Annotated in this window: 16 protein-coding genes; 11 read left to right on the plus strand and 5 right to left on the minus strand. The window is 69.9% G+C overall.

All coding sequences use genetic code 11. From position 1 onward, the window contains the following. Positions 1 to 297 precede the first annotated feature (297 nt). From C1J01_RS16735 to eccCa, 3 genes are all read right to left on the minus strand, one after another. Positions 298 to 1,419, minus strand: coding sequence for a transglycosylase SLT domain-containing protein (locus C1J01_RS16735; protein ID WP_111179900.1), 1,122 nt, complete (start codon positions 1,417 to 1,419; stop codon positions 298 to 300). Next, on the minus strand, positions 1,416 to 1,721 hold the full coding sequence (locus C1J01_RS16740; protein ID WP_111179901.1) for a hypothetical protein: 306 nt from the start codon (positions 1,719 to 1,721) through the stop codon (positions 1,416 to 1,418). Before C1J01_RS16740 ends, C1J01_RS16735 begins: the two co-directional genes overlap by 4 nt. 74 nt (positions 1,722 to 1,795) lie before the next feature. Beyond that, positions 1,796 to 5,788 (minus strand): type VII secretion protein EccCa, encoded by a 3,993-nt coding sequence (eccCa, locus tag C1J01_RS16745; RefSeq protein ID WP_111179902.1) that lies wholly within the window; start codon positions 5,786 to 5,788, stop codon positions 1,796 to 1,798. 148 nt (positions 5,789 to 5,936) lie between these two features. Between eccCa and eccD the strand changes: the two genes are divergently transcribed. The 8 genes from eccD to C1J01_RS16785 all read left to right on the plus strand — a co-directional run bounded on the left by eccD (position 5,937) and on the right by C1J01_RS16785 (position 12,476). Then, complete coding sequence (eccD, locus tag C1J01_RS16750; protein WP_235854479.1) at positions 5,937 to 7,409, plus strand: type VII secretion integral membrane protein EccD; 1,473 nt, start codon at positions 5,937 to 5,939, stop codon at positions 7,407 to 7,409. Between the two features lie 34 nt (positions 7,410 to 7,443). Continuing rightward, positions 7,444 to 7,887 (plus strand): YbaB/EbfC family nucleoid-associated protein, encoded by a 444-nt coding sequence (locus C1J01_RS16755; RefSeq protein ID WP_111179903.1) that lies wholly within the window; start codon positions 7,444 to 7,446, stop codon positions 7,885 to 7,887. A 230-nt stretch (positions 7,888 to 8,117) separates the two neighbouring features. Then, positions 8,118 to 8,459, plus strand: coding sequence for a WXG100 family type VII secretion target (locus C1J01_RS16760; protein ID WP_111179904.1), 342 nt, complete (start codon positions 8,118 to 8,120; stop codon positions 8,457 to 8,459). 17 nt (positions 8,460 to 8,476) lie between these two features. Beyond that, a complete protein-coding gene (locus C1J01_RS16765) occupies positions 8,477 to 8,788 on the plus strand; it encodes a WXG100 family type VII secretion target (protein WP_111179905.1) in 312 nt (103 codons plus the stop codon). A gap of 68 nt (positions 8,789 to 8,856) precedes the next feature. Then, on the plus strand, positions 8,857 to 9,258 hold the full coding sequence (locus C1J01_RS16770; RefSeq protein ID WP_146615627.1) for a hypothetical protein: 402 nt from the start codon (positions 8,857 to 8,859) through the stop codon (positions 9,256 to 9,258). Further along, on the plus strand, positions 9,258 to 10,631 hold the full coding sequence (locus tag C1J01_RS53080) for a WXG100 family type VII secretion target (RefSeq protein WP_111179907.1): 1,374 nt from the start codon (positions 9,258 to 9,260) through the stop codon (positions 10,629 to 10,631). Before C1J01_RS16770 ends, C1J01_RS53080 begins: the two co-directional genes overlap by 1 nt. Positions 10,632 to 10,635: 4 nt before the next feature. Then, on the plus strand, positions 10,636 to 11,721 hold the full coding sequence (locus C1J01_RS49870; protein WP_181448792.1) for a pentapeptide repeat-containing protein: 1,086 nt from the start codon (positions 10,636 to 10,638) through the stop codon (positions 11,719 to 11,721). Beyond that, entirely contained in the window at positions 11,718 to 12,476 is a 759-nt protein-coding gene (locus C1J01_RS16785) for a WXG100 family type VII secretion target (protein ID WP_111179908.1), read from the plus strand. The genes C1J01_RS49870 and C1J01_RS16785 overlap by 4 nt, the downstream gene beginning before the upstream one ends. Before the next feature lie 9 nt (positions 12,477 to 12,485). Here the strand turns inward: C1J01_RS16785 and eccB are convergent, their stop codons facing one another. Next, entirely contained in the window at positions 12,486 to 13,922 is a 1,437-nt protein-coding gene (gene eccB, locus C1J01_RS16790; protein ID WP_111179909.1) for a type VII secretion protein EccB, read from the minus strand. A 146-nt stretch (positions 13,923 to 14,068) separates the two neighbouring features. Between eccB and C1J01_RS16795 the strand changes: the two genes are divergently transcribed. Then, entirely contained in the window at positions 14,069 to 14,395 is a 327-nt protein-coding gene (locus C1J01_RS16795; RefSeq protein WP_111179910.1) for a hypothetical protein, read from the plus strand. A 6-nt stretch (positions 14,396 to 14,401) separates the two neighbouring features. Then, a complete protein-coding gene (locus C1J01_RS16800) occupies positions 14,402 to 15,748 on the plus strand; it encodes a WXG100 family type VII secretion target (protein ID WP_111179911.1) in 1,347 nt (448 codons plus the stop codon). Positions 15,749 to 15,781: 33 nt separating this feature from the next. Here the strand turns inward: C1J01_RS16800 and C1J01_RS16805 are convergent, their stop codons facing one another. Further along, positions 15,782 to 17,206: an alpha/beta hydrolase family protein gene (locus C1J01_RS16805; protein ID WP_111179912.1), complete on the minus strand. Its 1,425-nt coding sequence runs from the start codon at positions 17,204 to 17,206 to the stop codon at positions 15,782 to 15,784. Positions 17,207 to 17,285: 79 nt separating this feature from the next. Here C1J01_RS16805 and C1J01_RS51260 point away from each other — a divergent pair. Beyond that, a partial coding sequence (locus C1J01_RS51260) for an ArsR/SmtB family transcription factor (protein ID WP_111179913.1) occupies positions 17,286 to 17,776 on the plus strand: 491 nt, incomplete at its 3' end.

Below are 17,776 nucleotides of genomic sequence, written 5' to 3' on the forward strand. Positions count from 1 at the left end.
GGCGGCGGGCACGGTGGAACGTGCGGGCACGGGCTCACCATGCTGGGCAGCGACGTCGGGCCGGACGACGGCGTCGGAGCGGGTGACTGCGTCGCGCCGGTGGGGGACGGGCCCGCCGTGAGTGTGGAGGTCGGCGAGGCGCCGTCCGAGGGGGATGAGGAGGCGAATGGACGATCAGTCGACACTCGATCTTTTTACCATCGGGACATGTAGCACAAATTGCCGTTTTAGCGCATTAAGGGAATGAGAAGTTGCATTTCATGTTGCCGTAACCCTGCGTTTCTCGCGCTTTCGCGGCTAGTAGGGCCGGTAGGGGCCGCCCCTCTCCAGCGAGTGGATGCCGGGGTGGTGCGCGAGGTCGCCGTAGCGGCTGTAGGTGTACAGGACTCCGGCGATGATGTTGTCCACCGGCTCCCGGATCCCGCCGTAGCCGGGCAGGGCGTGCGCGTTGAACGTGGGAGGGATGGTCTGCATGAGGCCCTGGGACGGCACACCGTTCCTGGCGTTGATGTCCCAGTTGTTGACGGCGTTGGGATTGCCGCCCGACTCGTGGTAGATGATCGTCCAGATGCGCTGGATGTCGGCGGGATCGTTCGGGTCCAGATCGCTCACGTCCAGACCGCGCCGTCGCATGATCGCGGCCATCTCCGGCGACGTGATGACGGTGAGCGCCTGTTTGATCCAGTCGACGACCTGGGCCTTGGGCGCGGGGGCGTTCCCGTACGACGACGCCGGCCCGACACCGCTCCCGGCACCGCCGCTCCCGCCCTCGCCCGGGCCGTCGCCGGGAGCGCCTGCCGAGGCGAGGGTCGTGGTGGGCCGGTACCCGGCCGTCTTCGTCCAGTCGACCTCGTGCTCACCGGACTGGAAGTCGGTGCCGCCGGGCTGGCGGATGCCGTGGAAGAAGCGGAAGCCGTCCTCTCCGAGCTCGCGGTCGAGGGCCCGGAGGGCCGTGCTCAGGGCGCTCTCCGCGTCGGTCACGGCCTGGCCGGCCTTGCCGGCCGCCCCGCTGAGTGACGCCACGCCGCCGAGGTGGCCGTCGATGTCGGCCTGTGAGGCGTCGGGATGGCTCCGCTTGTACGCGTTCTCCTCCGCCACCGCGTTCCGGTGGAGACCGTCGACCGTGTTGTAGGCGGTCTCCAGAGCCCCCGCGGCGGTGTCGAGCGCGGAGGCGCAGGAGGTGATCGCGCCCTTCAGGCTCTGCCCGGCACGCGGGTACGCGGTCATGTACGTGGCGAAGGCATCCGCCGAGCCGCCCTGCCAGGCCTTGTCCACCTCGTCGACGTACGCGGTGATCCTGCCGGTGGACGTGGCGACGTGCTCGGCCACCGTGCGCAGGGCGGCGGCGATGTTCCTGATCTCCTGCGGGTCGCCGTCGAGCTTCCGCTTCAGCGAGGCCAGCGTCGATACGAGACTCATCCGCCGCTGGCCCCTTCAGCGGCCCTGAAGTTGCCGGCGACCTCGCCGAGGGCGTCGTGGACGTTCTTGAGGCGGTTGCGTCCCGCGCCGAGATCCTCCTCGATCGACCTCCAGACGGCGTTCACCTTGGCGGCCAGTGCGCCGGCGCCCTCGATGTCGCCGAAGACGGCGGCCCTGGCCTCGCCCGGCCGGGAGCTGTCGCCGCCGACGAACGCGTCGTCGACGTCGAGCATGTTACGCACCCTGAGACTCTGCCGTCCGCACTCTTCGAGCGCCTGGACGTGCACATCCACGAAACCCATGAAACTCCCCTGACTGAAGTGGGCCGAGGCTGGCCACGGTCATACGTGTTTCGATGGCGACGGGCGAGGCGGCGTCACGACGGCTCCAGGAACGCCGTCTGGATCAGGCGCGAGCCGGACCTCCTGTCGACGTAGAAGCCACGGCCCGCCGGCAGCGCCTGCGGCCGGACGTTGCCGAAGAGCGGGCCCTCCTCGCGGTTGCCCGACATGATCAGGGCCGGGCTGGCCATCTCCTTCAGTCGCTGGACGGCCTGATCGTACATGGCCCGGCTGGCGCCGCCGCTCTGCCGGGCCAGCACCAGGTGCAGGCCGATGTCACGAGCTTGGGGCAGCAGGTCCGCGAGGGGCGCCAGCGGATTGCTGGAGGTCGCCACCAGGTCGTAGTCGTCGACCACGATGTAAAGATCGGAGCCCTGCCACCAGCTGCGCGCGCGCAGCTGCTCCGGCGTGAGGTCGGCCGGCGGCAGCCGCTTGAGCAGCGCGGAACGGGCCTCCTGGATCAGTTCGGCGGCGGCGGTACTGGAGGCGGCGTAGCCGATGCGGTGGTCGGTCACGGCGGTGTCCAGCAGCGAGCGCCGGTAGTCGATCACGATCATCATTGCCTCGCGCGGCGTCCTCCTCGCCACCACGCCCTCCATGAGAAGCCTGAGTACGTTGGACTTGCCGCACTCGTTGTCGCCGAACACGACAAAGTGCGGATCGGCGTCGAAGTCGACCATGACCGGGGAGAGGGAGTCCTCGTCGATGCCGATCGCGATCCGTCCCGGGCCCGTCTGCTCGGGCACCGGCAGGGAGGCGGCGGGCAGCAGCGACGGCAGCAGGCGCACGGGCCGTGCCGCGGGGCCCTGCCACGACTCGCGGACGAGCTCGACCAGCGACCGAACGCCCTCGGGCACGTCGTCGGCGGTGGTCCGCCCGTCGATCCTGGGCAGCGCGGCGAGGAAGTGCATGCCGTCCCTGGTCAGGCCCCGCCCGGGCACCCCCTCGGGCACGGCGAGCGAGGCCTTCCTGCTGATCTCCGACTCGTACGGGTCGCCTAGCTTGAACTCGATCCTGGTGCCGAACAGGTCCTTGATCCCCGCCCGGAACTCCGACCACTTGTTGGTCGCGACCATCACGTGGATGCCGTAACCGAGTCCGCGCGCGGCCAGATCCGTGATCATGGCCTCCAGCCCCTCGAACTCCTGCCTGATCGTCAGCCAGCCGTCGATGACCAGGAACACATCGCCCCAGCCGTCGCTCTGGAGGCTGCCATCGGCGACCATGCGCCGGTAGGTGGCGACGGACTCGATGCCACGGTCGTTGAACTCGCGCTCACGCTGCCGCAGCAGCCCCGAGACCTCGGCGACGGTCCTGCGCACGCGGTCGGCGTCCAGCCTGGTGGCCACGCCGCCTACGTGCGGCAGCCCATCCAGGGCCGCCAGACCGCCGCCACCAAAGTCGAGGCAGTAGAACTGCACCTCGCGCGGTGTGTGGGTGAGGGCCATGCTGGTGATCAGCGTGCGCAGCACGTTGGTCTTGCCGCTCTGGGTGCCGCCCGCCACGCCGACGTGCCCGGCCGCGCCAGACAGATCCACCCAGTACGGATCGCGACGCTGTTCGAACGGCTTGTCGATGATGCCGACGACGGCGTGCAGCCTGCCCCGTCCCTCCCAGCCGGTCGTGGACAGGCCGAACTCCGGCGTGACGGAGAGCGCCGGCAACAGGTGGGCGAGCGTGGGCGGCTCGCTGAGCGGTGGCAGCCAGATGCGGTGCGCGGCGGGGCCGTGCCCGGCCAGGCGGCGTACGACGATGTCGAGGAGGCTGTTCTGCTGCGTGGCCCGCTCGTCGAGCTCCGCGACCTCCGACTTCCGCTCCTTCTTGGCCGGTTGCTCGACGACCGGGAGCGGCACGTACGCCGGACCGTACTCCACGACCTCCCGCAGCACGGTGTGGCCGTCGTCGGAGCCGGAGTGGCGGGAGTCAGGCTGGTAGGGGCCCGACACGTACGCGGCCTTGAACCTGGTCATGCCCGTGGTGTCGAACTTCAGGTATCCGTTGCCGGGCGCGGAAGGCAGCTCGTAAGCGTCGGCCACGCCCAGGACGACCCGGCTCTCCATGGCCGAGAAAGTGCGCAGGCCGATCCGGTACGACAGGTGGGTGTCCAGGCCGCGCAGCCGTCCCTCCTCCAGGCGCTGCGAGGCCAGCAGCAGGTGCACGCCCAGCGAGCGGCCCAGCCGGCCGATCATCACGAACAGCTCGATGAACTCGGGCTTGGCCGACAACAACTCGCTGAACTCGTCCAGCACCACGAAGAGCGTGGGCAGTGGCGCCAGGTTGGCCCCCTGCTCCCTGGCCCGCTCGTAGTCGCGCAGGGACGCGTAGTTGCCCGCCGAGCGCAGCAGTTCCTGCCGGCGCACCATCTCGCCGTGCAGCGCGTCGTGCATGCGGTCGACCAGTGGCAGCTCGTCCGCCAGGTTGGTGATGACAGCCGAGACGTGGGAGAGCGACTCCAGCCCGAGGAACGTCGCGCCGCCCTTGAAGTCGACCAGGACGAAGTTGAGGGTCTCCGAGGAGTGCGTGACGGCCAGGCCGAGCACCAGCGTGCGCAGCAGCTCGCTCTTGCCGGAGCCGGTGGCGCCGATGACCAGGCCGTGCGGCCCCATGCCGCCCTGCGCGGACTCCTTGATGTCCAGCTCCACCACGCGTCCGTCGCCGCCCAGGCCGATGGGGACCCTCAGCCTGTTGCGGCCGGCGCGCGGCCGCCAGGTCACAGACGGGTCGAGCCGACCCGGGTCGCCCACGCCGAGCAGCTCGGTCAGTGTGGTGTTGACGGCGAGCACGTCCTCGCTCTCCCCGGCGACGGCGGCGGAGGCACGCAGCGGCGCGAGCTGGCGGGCCAGGCCCTCCACCCGCATGTAGTCGAGCCGGTCGGGGTCTCCGAGGCGGGTCCGGCGCTCCTTGCCCGCGTGGTCGAGTTTCACCATGTGGAAGCCGTCGGGCTGGACATGCAGCCGCAGCGTGTTCTGCTCCTCGACGTCGGCGGTCGAGCCGGACAGGTCGATCACCGTTACGCCGTGGATGGCGTCGCTGCCAAGCTGTGAGTCATGCGGCACGTGCCCGTCGTCCACGATGAGCACGTGGTAAGGCAGCGCGTCGGCCGGCGCGCCGGGCCGGAAGCGGGCGCGTTCCTTGAGCTCGTCGCCGACCAGCCGGTCCAGCTCGCCGAGGTTCTCCGTCATGAGCCGTACGGCCCCCGCCGCGTCCACCTTCTCCGGGTGCAGCGCGTGGGGCAGCCACTTGATCCACTCCCAGTGGGGCATGGTCTCCGCGCCGGCGCACACCATGATCCGCATGTCGTCGGGGGAGTGGAACACGGTGAGCTGGGCGATCATGGCGCGGACGAGGTCCCGCACGACCCCGGACTCGCCGGTCAGCCGGATCCTGGCGAACGAGCCGAGTGCGACGGCGACGGGCAGTTCCGCGACCGTCGAATGCGCCCTGACGAACCTGCGCAGCGCGCCGGCCGACAGCGCGTCCAGATCCTCCACCGGCTTGGAATCCGGTGGGATGATCTGGATCGCGAGCTTCTGGACGCCGGTGCCGAGCCGTACGGTGGCGAAGTCCTCGTCGCGGGGACGGCGCTCCCACAGCCGCGGCCCCATGGCGATCCACCACAGGGCATCGGGCTCCGGCCCGCTCCACTCCAGGGCCTCACGCTGCTGCCTGGCCGCGCGCTTGGCCCGCTTGCGTACCTGGCTCAGGTAGCGGAAGTAGTCGCGGCGGGCGCCGTTGAGCCGGTACTTGCGCTCGCCGGCCTGGCGGCTCATCTGACCGATCGTCATCCCGACCATGGACAGCGCGAACAGGCCGCTGGCCACGTACATGATCGGGTTGCTGTTGCCGCCCGCGGTGAACATCAGGCCCATCGCCGCGGCGCCGGCGACCATGGGCATGTAGGTGAGCACCGCGGTGAATCCCTGACTCTGGACTTCTGGAATCTCAGGAGGCGATTCGAGCAGGATCTCACCGCGCGGGGGCTTGGGGCCGGGGCGGCGTTCAGGGCGGCGTACGACGACGATGCTCATCGAGACGTTCTTATCAGAAGAGACCAGATATGTTCTGTGTTGTCCATGACCATAGGTGGGGACCGAGAGGTTAGGAATGGGACAAATGGTTCAGGGGCCTCCACCCGGACCGCTGAGGGCTCAGGGGCCACCACCTGGACCTCCACCGATGTACGGCCCCCCGATGGGCTTCCCGGGCCGTCCGCCCGGTCCGCCGCCGGGGCATGGCCCGATCCAGCAGGGCGCGCTCCCGCAGGTGCCGGTGCCCCTGCCGACGCAGTGCCACGTGACGATCGTCGGCCCGCGCCGCAAGGCCGACCTCGCGCTGCCCGCCGACATCCCGCTCCCCAACGTGCTGCCGTCCCTGCTGCGCGCGCTGGGCGAGATCGGCGGCGACGCCGCGGCGGCGCCCGGCTGGACGCTGCAGCGGCTCGGCGGCGCGCCGCTCGACCTGGGGCAGAGCCTCGGAGCGCTCGGTGTGCTCGACGGCGAGATTCTCTACCTCAGGCCGCGTGAGGCGATCCTGCCGCCCGCGCTCTACGACGACGTGGCGGACGTGGTGGCGAGCCGGGTCCGCGAGGGACGCGGCGCCTGGACGTCCAAGCACTCAAGGATCCTGGGCGCGAGCGGCGCCACCGGCCTGCTCGTGCTCGGTGCCGTCGGCCTGGTGCTGTCCGGCATGTCCGGGCTCACCATCACGATCACCGCCGCGCTGCTGGCGCTGTTGCTGATCGTCACTGGCACTCTGCTGTCCAGGGCCGTGGGCGACTCGCAGGCGGGGGCGCTGGTAGGGCATGCCGCCCTGCCGTACGGGTTCGTGGCCGGCCTGTTCGCCCCAGCCGCCGGCGGGGCGGCGCTCGGTTTCGGAGCGCCCCACCTGCTGGCGGCGATGGCCTGCACCGCGCTGGTCGCCGCGCTCGGCGGGGCGCTGATCTCCGACGGCGTGCCCGGCTTCCTCGGCACAGCCATCGCGACCACCGTCGGGGCGATCTGCTCGGCCGTGGTGATGGTGTGGTCGGCGCCGCCCGCCGGTGTGGCGGCCGTGGCCATCGCCCTGATCTTGGCTCTGATGCCGCTGGTGCCCTCGCTGTCGTTCAGGCTGGCCAAGGTGCCGCTGCCCGCGATGCCCACCACGGCCGAGGAACTGCGCAGCGACAACCAGCGCCTGGACGCCCCGGCCATCCAGGAGCGCACCAGGGTGGCGCAGCGCTACGCCGTCGGGATGATCGCGGGAGTCGGGATCTGCGCGCTGGTCACTCAGGTGCTGCTGGTGCTCGACGACTACTGGGTCTCGTCGGTCATGACCGTGTCGTTGTCGCTGTCGCTCGTCATGCGGGCCCGGGTGTTCCGCAGTCTCGGCCAGCGCATCTGGCTGGTGGGCGGCGGCCTGGCCGGGCTCGCCATGCTGGCGCTGTCGTTCTTCGGCGACGGCGGCATCGTGGGATCGCTGGCCGTGGCCATCGCCGTCCTGTGGCTGGCGCTGATCACTGTGGGCATCGGCATATGGCTGTCGATGAGCAAGCTTTCGCCGTTCTGGGGGCGCGCCGGCGACATCGTGGACATCGTACTGATCGTCCAGCTGTTCCCGCTCGCGCTCGGCGTGCTGGAGGTCTACAGCTGGGTGCGCGGTCTGTCCGGCTGACACCGGCCGGGAATCTCTCGAAGCAGGAGGCAGAGTGCAGGAGTTCGGCGACTTCGCCAAGGTCGATCTGGAGAAGCTGGTGAAGGGGGCCGACGAGCAGCTCGCCCTGCTCGGCACCTTCAGCGAGAGGGCGGCGTCGTGCGTCGGCCGCGCCCAGGACGAGGACGGGTTCGTCACCGTGGAGTACGGGCAGGAGGGCGTGCGAGAGCTGGAGCTGCACCCCAAGGCGATGCGGCTGTCCTCGGGGGAGCTGGCGGAGATGATCAAGGCCACGCTCCGCGACGCCACGGACGACTTCCAGCGCAGGCTCACGCAGGAGGCGGGAGAGCTGTTCGGGCAGGAGTCCAATCCGCTCAGGCTGCTGTCGGATCCCGCCTCCATCATCGGCAAGGCGAAGGAGGCGGAGCCGCTCTACGATCGCGCGTTCGAGGACGTGATGGGCCGGCTCGACAAGATCCGCCGCCGACTCGAGCTCTGACGCGACCCTGTAAGCGTCTCCGTGCCCTCATGTCGAGAGGCGGCGCGCCTTCGACCAGCGAATTTATCGGAAAGTAGGCATAGCGCTACCAATTCGTAATCTTGTATTTATGTGACTTCTGGGATTGATGGTGGCTAACATGCCATTTGATGATGTTCGCGGGGGGTAGTTGCTTTCGGAGGTCAACGCCCGCCGTAACAGACGAGGCCACGTAGACCTTTGGAGATCCAGTGTCACTGTACGGCGCAAGCCCTACTCAGCTGACGACTGCGGCGGGCTATTGTCAGAGCACCGCGCAGTACATCGAGGGAATGCGGCTGCGAGTTCAGGAGATCAAGGCCGGCCTGCAGTGGCAGGGCGGCGCGTACAACCAGTTCGCTCAGGCGATGAATCGGTGGGACACCGAGTTCACGCAAGTCATCAAGATCCTTGAGGACATCTACGACCGGCTGAACATCGGCGCCGGCGTCTACCGGAACGCGGCCGACGAGAACATGGACATCGCCGGGGGCTTCAACAGCGCCGGGCACTCTGGCGGACGCATCGACTCCCTCATCAACGCCAACCGCTGAGCAGGACGGAGAACGCCATGTCAACCCCGGCGCCTGACGATTACACATATGTCAATTTCCCCTCCCTCGAGAAGGCCTACGAGGAACTCAAGAAGATCGTCACCGAGCTCGACAGGGCTACCGACGACCTGTACCAGGACATCAGGAAGGAGCTCGGCGCGAGCTGGCAGGGCGAGGCCCAGCAGTTCTTCGACGCCAAGAAGGAGCAGTGGAACGCCCTCGAGAAGGAGATGGGCCAGCAGCTGTTCCAGGCTGCGGTGGCAGTCGATGTCGCCAGGGGCAACTACCAGAACGCCGAGCGACGCAACATTGCCATTTGGACGGACTAGGTAAGTTCGTCCATCCTCTCGGTCGTCGCCTCCGGTGATGACCGAGAGTCATGTTCCTGGGGGCGAGGATGACGCAAAAGGACGCGATGTACGGGGGCAGCGACCCGCTGTCGGTCGACCCCCATCTGTTCGACGGCGGCGCCGCACGGGAGAACTCCCCCTCCCAGATGCGAGCCATCGCCACGGAGTTGAGGTCCAGCCTCGACGCGATGCTCGGCAACAGCGAGCGGCCCAATGGCAACATCAACCAGATCGAGCCCTCGGCGGGGGGAGGTCTTTCGACCTCTCAGATCGGCAGATGGAGCGACGCGCTGGCCCTCGCCTCGACCGTGGGATCGGACAACGCGGGCAGGAAGTTCGCCGAGGTGTACCAGCGGTTCATCGACGCCTACCAGAAGGTGGTAGAGGCCGTCGAGGCCAGTGCCGACAATCACGACAGGGCGCGCCGTGCCAACGAGGGTGATGCCTGATGGGCAGCGAGCGTGAGGTCGTCGTCATCGCGGACTTCAGCCAGACGCCACAGGGCGAATGGCCGCGGAACACCAAGCCAGAGATCAAGGGCTGGCTGGACGGCACCGATCCCGGCTACGTCTCGGGAGCCGGCCAGACGTACATGAACGCGGCGAGCAAGATCGAGCAGGCTGTCAACGTCCTTGAGGAGCATGCCGGCAAGATCCTCAACATCTGGACGGGCCCGGACGCCGTTCAGGCCAGGACGGCTCTGGAGTTGCTGCACGCCTCCGGCAACGAACTGCGCAGCAAGCTCAGCCTGATGGGCCAGGCGCTCCAGTTGTACTCCGGCCACCTCTCGGACGCCAGGACGAAGGTCAACGAGGAGCAGAACGTCCCGGCGGGCGTCGGCACCGAGTCCGAGACCAGAGTGGTCAAGGAGGCGCTCGAGAACACGCACGCCCAGCGCACGCTCCACGACCTCAACCAGCAGATCAAGTCGATCTACGACCTCACGGTCCCGCACGAGGTCTCCTTCGAGTTGCCGACGGTGTCCATCCCTGAGGCTCCCGCCGAGACCCGGGATCCCCGGTACCCGACCGGCTCCGGCATGCGGGGCCCCACCTTCGTCTCCTCGGGCTATGACGGCGGAGGCTCGTACGACGGCGGGTCCGGTTACACGGGTTCGTACGGCACCGGTGGTGGATCCGGCTCCGGATCGAACCCGGGGAGCGGCAGTTCCGGCGGCCAGGGTTCCGGCGGTCAGAGCGTCGGCGGCACGAATCCGGGCGGCACGAATCCGGGCGGCACGCATCCGGGCGGCACGAATCCGGGCGGCTCGGACGCAGGCGGCGGTCCCGGCGCCGGTGACCCCGCCACGCCCGGCCCAGTGACTGATCCGGGCGCGAACCCGGTTTCCGGGCAGCCGCAGGTCCCTGGCGTCGGGGAGACGGTCCCCCCGGTCATCGGCGGCGACGGCACGACGGTCACCGACGGCGTGAACGGCACCGATCCCACCCGGACCGACGTGGCGAGCTACCAGCCGCCGGCCACGACGCTCACGAACCCGACCTTCGCCCCTCCGGGCACGAGCCCCATCTCTCCGAGCACGAGCCTCATCCCGCCCTCAACGATCCACACCCCGACTCCCGTCGGCTCGCTGGGCCTCCCGTCGGTGATCGGCTCGCCGGGGGTGGGCGGCGGACCCGTGACGTCGCTGGTGAGCGGTGCAGGGCGCGCGGTCCCCGGCTCCCCGAACGGCATGCCGTTCATGCCCTTCATGGGGGGCGGGGCCGTCGGCGACCATACCGATCTGGAGCGGAGCACGTACCTGTCGGAGGACGCGAGTGCCTGGACCTGCGGGCATGACACGACAGACCCGGTGATCGGATGAGTGCATGAGTAACCCGCCCTGGCCCAACCTCGGCGGCGGGCAACTCCCCGGGCTGTCCTCCGGTATCTCGTTCACCAAGCACGAGCTCGAGAGCGGTGGCACCAAGATCCAGGGCCAGACCGAGCTCATCGACAGCCTGGCGGGGAGGTCCAGCGACCTTCCCGTTCCCTGGCCCCACTTCGGGGTGGCTGGCTCCGGCCTCCAGAGCGTGCACGAGGGACTCATACGCACCCAGAACGACGCGCTGGCCAAGGCACGCCGGGCGCTGGCCAGCTGGCAGCCGGCCCTCAAGGCGGCCGACGAGAACTACGTGGCGGCCGACGAGGGCGGCGGTTTCGGCGGGGAAGGCCTGGGCGACGGCGGTTTCGGCGGGGCTGGTCTGGGCGGCGGTCTGGGCGCGGGGGACCTGCCCGTCATGGAGAACGTGGACCTGCCCGCGACCGACCTGCCCGGGAGCGATCTGCCGGGGTCCGACCTGCCGGGGTCCGACCTGCCGGGGTCCGACCTGCCCGGGAGCGATCTGCCGGGAACCGATCTGCCGGGGTCCGACCTTCCCGGTACGGATCTGCCCGGAACCGACCTGCCGGGGTCCGACCTTCCCGGGACCGATCTGCCGGGGTCCGACCTTCCCGGTACGGATCTGCCCCGGCCTGACCTGCCGGGCACCGATCCCGCGGACATGAAGGTGCCCAGCATCGACTCGGCGCTGAACGACCCGTCCAAGACCGACTTGTCGTCCTACCAGCCCACCACTCCGCAGATCGGCACCAACCTGCCTACGGCGGACACCTCCGGCCTGGGCACCCGTGTGGGGCCCGGCACTATGCCCGGCACCATGCCCGGCACCATGCCCGGGGCCGGGTTCGGCACGAGCGCCGGCGCCAACGCGGGCCTGCCCCCCGGCGTGGCCGGGCCGCGCGGCACCAGCGCGGCCGGCATGCCGATGATGCCCCTCATGCCGATGGGCGGAGCGGGCGCCGGCAACGAGGAACGCGACCGCGAGAAGACCGTCGGCCTGTCCGAGGACGAAGGCGTCTGGGGCGGTGACGAGGACATCGCGCCTCGGGTGATCGGGGCGGAGGACGTGTGAGCGTCTACAAGGAGATGTACTGGGGCGCCGCCGGAACGGCCACAGCCGCCGCTTTCATGATCAGAAGCCCGTGGGCGTTCTACGTGGCCGCCACGATCGGCACGATGGTGTCCGACCCCGAGGGGATGGCCGACTCGGCCAGGAACTGGCGCACCATCGCCCAGAACGGCGTGGTGAGCGAGCTCGACGATCTCGAGCGAGGGCTGACGGACCTGAGGAACTACCTCAAGGAGACCGGCACGTGGGAGGGCGGCGCCTTCGAGGCGTTCGACAAGGTCCACGGCGACTTCAAGGAGTCGCTCGCGCAGCTCAAGGAGAGCCGTAACGCGACCGGCGAAGGAGTCGAGTCATCCGCGGGCTTCTTCAAGATCGGCGCCGTCGTCTGCACCGGCGTCGCGGCCGGGATGCTGACGCTGGGCGTCGCTAAGATCGCGTCCAACCTCGCCGGGCCCATCGGCAAGGCGGCGACGGTGGTCGCGGAGAGCGTCGTGGCGAAAGCCATCACCACGATGATGCAGAAGGTGTTCAGCAAACACCTCTACGTGGTCGGAACCCTGGGCGGTCTGATGTATGTCGCCAACACGTACGCCGAGACCGCCGGCCGGATCTTCCCCGGGCTGGAGGCCATGCCCACCCAGGCCAGCACCCTGGGAATCGGCCAGGAGCCGTTCGCGGGCACCGAGATGACGTACGACGAGAAGAGCGGCGCCCTCACCCCCAAGTTCGACCTGAACGGCGGCAGCTACCCGGCGTAGCCGCCTCCGTCAGGGGGTCGTGGTCGCGGGCTGGATGACGTCGACCTCCTGCACGGGCGTCCGGGCGGCGACCGGGTCCAGCGCGGGGCCTTCGGGGATCAGCCGGAGCAGGTGGGCGGGCACCGGAGCCACGTCTGCGGCCTCGTAGCCGAGCTTGCCCACCACGTCCGCCGACGCCAGCGGGAACCGCCTGCCCTGATCCGTGATGAGCGAGTACTGCCGGACGGCCGAGAGCTGCCCGTCGCCGGGAAGGGTGCCGGCCAGCACGGCGGTGCCCGGCGGAAGCAGCACCTGGTCGACCTTCTCCGGCCCGGCGCCGGTCGGCGGAGCCGGAATGCTCAGGTTGCCCCCCGTGGTCAGGACGGCCCTGGTGGAGCCCTTCATCGTGTTGTCGTACACGGCGCAGAGGGGGGAGGACACGCCCGGCGCCCGGAAGGGTGGCAAGGTGGCGGGCAGGCCGCTGTTCAGAAGTCGCTGCTTGGACGCCCTCATCGCGTTCGCGGTGGCCGCGTCGATCAGCGTCTCGCGCGCCGGGCGGCTGCCGTACACGGTCTTGATGGCCGGGTCCTGGAGCAGCAGGATCGCCTGCGTCTGTGTGATGGGCGCGAGCCCGTCGGCGAGGAGCACGTACCAGCGCTCGGCCGAGCCCGCGACCGGCGCGACCTTGTACACGTGCCCGACCCTGGCGGTCCCGCCGCCGGGGCCGGCGACCTTCTTGCCGCGCTGGAGGACCTGGGGGGCGGCGAAGTCCACGCCCGACGGGATGGCGTTGATCCACGAGGCCGGCACGCGGCGCGGCGTCTGGTCGGTCAGCCGGTCCACGTTCGTCACGCGCATGCGCTGATTGGCCCAGAGCAGCCAGGTCTGCTGTCCGTCGCTGACGACCAGCGCCTCGTCTCTCACCGGCGTGCCCGAGACGTCGATGCCGCCGATGAGCGTCACGAACGGCCTGCGCACGCCGGAGGCGTCGGCCGCCTCCGTCACGCACGCCGACCACGGCGCCTTGACCAGCCTCTCCCGCTTGGGCAGCGAGTCGGGCGCGCCCTGGATGCCGACCTTGCGCCCGCGGGCGAAGGAGGCCAGCGACTCCGCGGACACGGTGCGGACCTTGATGTCCTGGCTGTCGAGAAGCAGCCGCGCGGAGACGTAGTTGGCCACCGGCTGCAGTTTGTTCTCCTGCTGGTTGTACACGTACGAGGCGCCGGTCTCCTCCTCTACCAGCAACTGCCCCGCGTCGGTCAGCTTGGTCGCGTTGCCCGGTTTGATCAGCCCCCAGATCCCGAATCCCGCCACCACCAGGACCGCGATCAGAATCCCGGCGAACGTCGCCACGTTGTGACGTCGCATCGGCGACTCCGGCAGATCAGGCTCACCCTGAAGCAGGGCCAGACCCAAGCGCTGCGTCATGAGCCGGTGCGCCTGGTAGAGATCCTTCTGGGTCTGCATATCTGGATATGTTACGCATGGGGACTACGGGTTTTCTGTACGGAAAAGAAATGCTCCAGTAAGCTCCAACAGCGACGCACCCAGGGGGAGGTTTCGTGGGAAACACACCTGAGAACTGGCCCGGTCTGGACGCCGAGAGAGACGGTGTGACGTACAGCGCCCAGAAAATCAAGAGTGTCGCTTCCGCCTTGCGCGAGGAGTTGAAGCCCTTCGAGGGGCAGGGTACCGACGGCAGGGGCTCGGTCGAGGACCTCACGTCGTATGGCGGGGTCAACCAGCTGCGCACCCAATTACAGATGATCTCCAACTGGGAGGGCGGCAGGCTCTTCTCCGAGACCTTGGGGAGAAGCCACCAGGAGTTCATCGAGGTCTACGGCCAGGTCGTCGCCAACTTCAAGACCGCGATCTCGCTGATCGAGACCGGCGCGGGAACCTACGGGACCACGAACACGGCCAACGAGGGCGAGGTCTGACCGACGTTGGGTGAGAACCGGCAGGAAACCCACCACCTGAAGCCGTCACGGGGCAGCTGGGACGTCCAGACGTCCGGCCGCAACGTCCAGCAGGTCAAGGACCTCATCAAGAACATCGACGCCCCGCGCATCGAAGAGGCGTCCCTCGCCTACTCGGATGCCCACCGAGTGGTCGACGACGCCCGGCAGGCGGTCTACGAACAGGCCCTCGAACTGGCCAAGCACTGGGAAGGACCGGCCTCGGTCGAGGCTCAGAGGGCGCTCCAGACCCTGCACGGCACGCTCGGGGAGCTCGCGGACAAGATGATGCGGATGTCCACGCCTCTCGGGCACCTCAACACGGTCGTCAGGGATCACCAGGCGTTCCTCGACGACGGCTGGCAGGGCTTCATGCAGCCAACGTGGCACAACCAGATGCTGGGCACCTGGAACGACAGCATCGCCGACATCTACCGCGTCTACAACGGCTCCACGAGCGGCGCCGGCGACGGCGGCAACCGGCTCGACTTCGGTTCGCAGGACGAGCTCGCCGGGCTGCACCTGAAGACGTTCGGCGACGACCTCCAGCGCATCTACAGCCAGATGCCGGACACGGTCGAGACGAGACTGCGCGACATCCACCTCCCGCAGGGACCGGATCCGGATCCGGATCCGGTCAGATACCCCTTCGACACCACGGGCGGGGGCGGCGTCTCGCCGGCGTCGTACGGAACCGGCGACCTGTCGGGCATGCCGGCCGGGACGCCCGGCACGGACGGCCCGACGTTCGGCTCCACGGATCCGGCCGGCGGCGGGTACACCGTCCCGGGCCACCCGGGGACGGGATCGGCGGGCTCACCGGGCGGCCCCACGACCGGCACCGGCGGCACGCCGTATCCGGACGGCTCCACGGGCTCGAGCACCCAGAACCCGGACGGCTCCACGGGCTCGTACACCCACAACCCGGACGCCACCGGCAACGGGATCCCCGGCCAGACGCCGACCGGCGGCACCGACCCCACCACGAGACTGCAGGATCACATCCCGCTCAACACCGCCACCCCCGCGTCCTCGTCGCCCACCGGCACGGTACCCGGCTACGGCAACCCGTCCGGCTCCCCGTACTCGCCCGGCACAGCCACGGGCCCCGGCACGTACGGCGGTGCCGGCGGCGTCATGCCCGCCGGCACGGCGATGAATGCCCGCGGGGGCTCCGCCATGGGCGTGGGCATGCCCTTCGTGCCGATGGCCGGCGCCATGGGCGGCGCCGGGGGGCAAGAGTCGAGTGACCGCGAGTCCACGACGTGGCTGCACGAGGACGACGACGTGTGGGGCGGCGACACGAACTCGGCGGTGAACAGCCGCATCGGCTGAGCCTCGTGAACCTGACCGCCGCTCCGGCGGGGGTCAGGGGAGCAGCAGCCCCCAGGACAGCGCCCAGGGTACGAACGCTACCCCGCCGCCGATCAGCAACCCGAGCCGGACCTTCTCTCCCACGGGGATCGAACGCCGCCACCGCGCGGCCGTCAGCACGGTGGCGACCACGGTCACCGCCGCGAGCGCCTGCAGCGCGAGCCAGACCAGCGGCCGGTCCACGACCACGGGCCCCGGCGCGGCCAGCTTGCCGCCCGTCATGACCTGATGGACGAGGAAGGCGAACGCCCCGAAGATCGTCACGAGGCCGCCCGCGCTGACCACCCGCGCCGCTCGCGCGGGAGCCGTGCTCGGTCGCCGCCCCCTCATCCTGCGGACCAGGGCCGTCACGGGGTAGCCGCCGAACGCCACCAGGAACAGCACGAGAGCCGCGAGTTGCGCCCAGGCCGACTCCCACCACGCGGGCGGCGGCACGGGCGTGGTGTCTTCCGGCTGCACGGGCGCCGGGCCCGAGACCTGGGTCGCGGGCGGGCGGCCCGACGTCACGTCGGTCACCCAATCGCCGACCAGTTCCGCGTACCCGGGGGCCAGCTCGGGCAGGCGGGTGACGCCGCCGTCCGGGGTGAGATGGGCGGCGTGGTCCGCGTCGGGGAAGAACCGGAACGTGTAGTGCCCGTTCCCGCCCGCCTCCAGCGCAGCGGCGAGCAGGGGCGGCGACTCGCGGGGCGGCGTCAGCAGGTCGTGCACGCCCCACACGCCCAGCACGGGCTGCCGTACCCGCCCGACGACCGGCGCCGGGTCGAAGTACGGCTCAGGGAACATCCCGCCGTCCGCGACCACCCGGTACAACTTGGGCACGGTCAGGTCCACCAGCGGGCCGCCCACGCCCGCCTTGCGCAGCCCGGACGCCACCGCCCAGACCTGCTGCCGCAGCGGCTGCAGCCCGTTCGCGCCCACGAGGATCAGGAACGAGACGTCGCTGGACTTCGCCGCCGCGATCGGCGCCACCCAGCCGCCCTCGCTGAACCCCCAGATCCCGACCTTGGCCGGGTCCACCCCCGGCTGCCGCCGCAGTACGCCGACGGCCCCGAGCGCGTCCTCGGCGAGGTCGGCGTACGAACGCTCGAAGAAGGAGTAGCCCTCCGAGCGCTTGTCGTAGACGAGCACGGTCAGTCCCTGCCGCGCGAACGCGACCGCCTCCGCCATCAGCTTCTCCCGGGGCGTCCCGGTCCCGGCCCCGTGCACCAGGACGAGGCCCGGCCGCCCGGCGGAGCCGCCGCGCGGGCTGATCACGCTGCCGTGCAGGACGAGCCCGCCGCCCCCGCGGAAGCTCACGTCGTCCGCCACGAGATCACCGGGCGGCCCCAGGCCGCGCGGTGAGGAGGGTGAGGCGGCGAGGGCGGGGGCCGTGACGGCCAGGACGAGTGCGGCGACCACGGCCGCGAATAATCTGGTCATAATGCCGACAGTAGTCTGCAGAGAAGTCTCGGCAAAGGGATGTCTGCAGATATCGTTCTGCGGTACTAGCCTGCTCCTCATGAAGGATGACGAGGCCCGCCGGCCGTACGTGCTCGACGACCCCGAGCGGCTCAAGGCCCTGGCCCACCCCATGCGCCGCCGCATGCTCACCCACCTCAACGTGCACGGCCCGGCCACCTCCACCACCCTGGCCGAGCTGCTCGGCGCCAAGACCGGCACCACCAGCTACCACCTGCGCCAGCTGGAGAAGTACGGCTTCATCGAGGAGATCCCCGAGCGTTCGTCGGGCCGCGAGCGCTGGTGGCGGCGGGCCCGGCTGCCCCGCGACATCCGGCTGCCCACCCCCGGCGAGCTGCCCCCAGGGGAACGCGAGGCGCTGGAGGAGTTCCACCGCGTCGGCTTCGAGGAGGACCGCGCCCTCGTCGAGCGCTTCCCGGCCGCCTTCAAGGCGGACCCGGGCTGGGCCCGTGGCTCCAGGGCGGTGGCCCGTATGACGAAGGAGGAGCTCGACCGCTTCTACGAGGAGTACATCGCGCTCCTCCTCAAACA

Source organism: Nonomuraea aridisoli (genome assembly GCF_003236395.1).
Lineage (GTDB): Bacteria > Actinomycetota > Actinomycetes > Streptosporangiales > Streptosporangiaceae > Nonomuraea > Nonomuraea aridisoli.

Coding starts and splice junctions, on each gene's coding strand:
- C1J01_RS16735 (WP_111179900.1), bottom strand. CDS start 1,419: ATGAGTCTCGTATCGACGCTGGCCTCGCTGAAGCGGAAGCTCGACGGC.
- C1J01_RS16740 (WP_111179901.1), bottom strand. CDS start 1,721: ATGGGTTTCGTGGATGTGCACGTCCAGGCGCTCGAAGAGTGCGGACGG.
- eccCa (WP_111179902.1), bottom strand. CDS start 5,788: ATGAGCATCGTCGTCGTACGCCGCCCTGAACGCCGCCCCGGCCCCAAG.
- eccD (WP_235854479.1), top strand. CDS start 5,937: ATGTACGGCCCCCCGATGGGCTTCCCGGGCCGTCCGCCCGGTCCGCCG.
- C1J01_RS16765 (WP_111179905.1), top strand. CDS start 8,477: ATGTCAACCCCGGCGCCTGACGATTACACATATGTCAATTTCCCCTCC.
- C1J01_RS16770 (WP_146615627.1), top strand. CDS start 8,857: ATGACGCAAAAGGACGCGATGTACGGGGGCAGCGACCCGCTGTCGGTC.
- C1J01_RS53080 (WP_111179907.1), top strand. CDS start 9,258: ATGGGCAGCGAGCGTGAGGTCGTCGTCATCGCGGACTTCAGCCAGACG.
- C1J01_RS49870 (WP_181448792.1), top strand. CDS start 10,636: ATGAGTAACCCGCCCTGGCCCAACCTCGGCGGCGGGCAACTCCCCGGG.
- eccB (WP_111179909.1), bottom strand. CDS start 13,922: ATGCAGACCCAGAAGGATCTCTACCAGGCGCACCGGCTCATGACGCAG.
- C1J01_RS16805 (WP_111179912.1), bottom strand. CDS start 17,206: ATGACCAGATTATTCGCGGCCGTGGTCGCCGCACTCGTCCTGGCCGTC.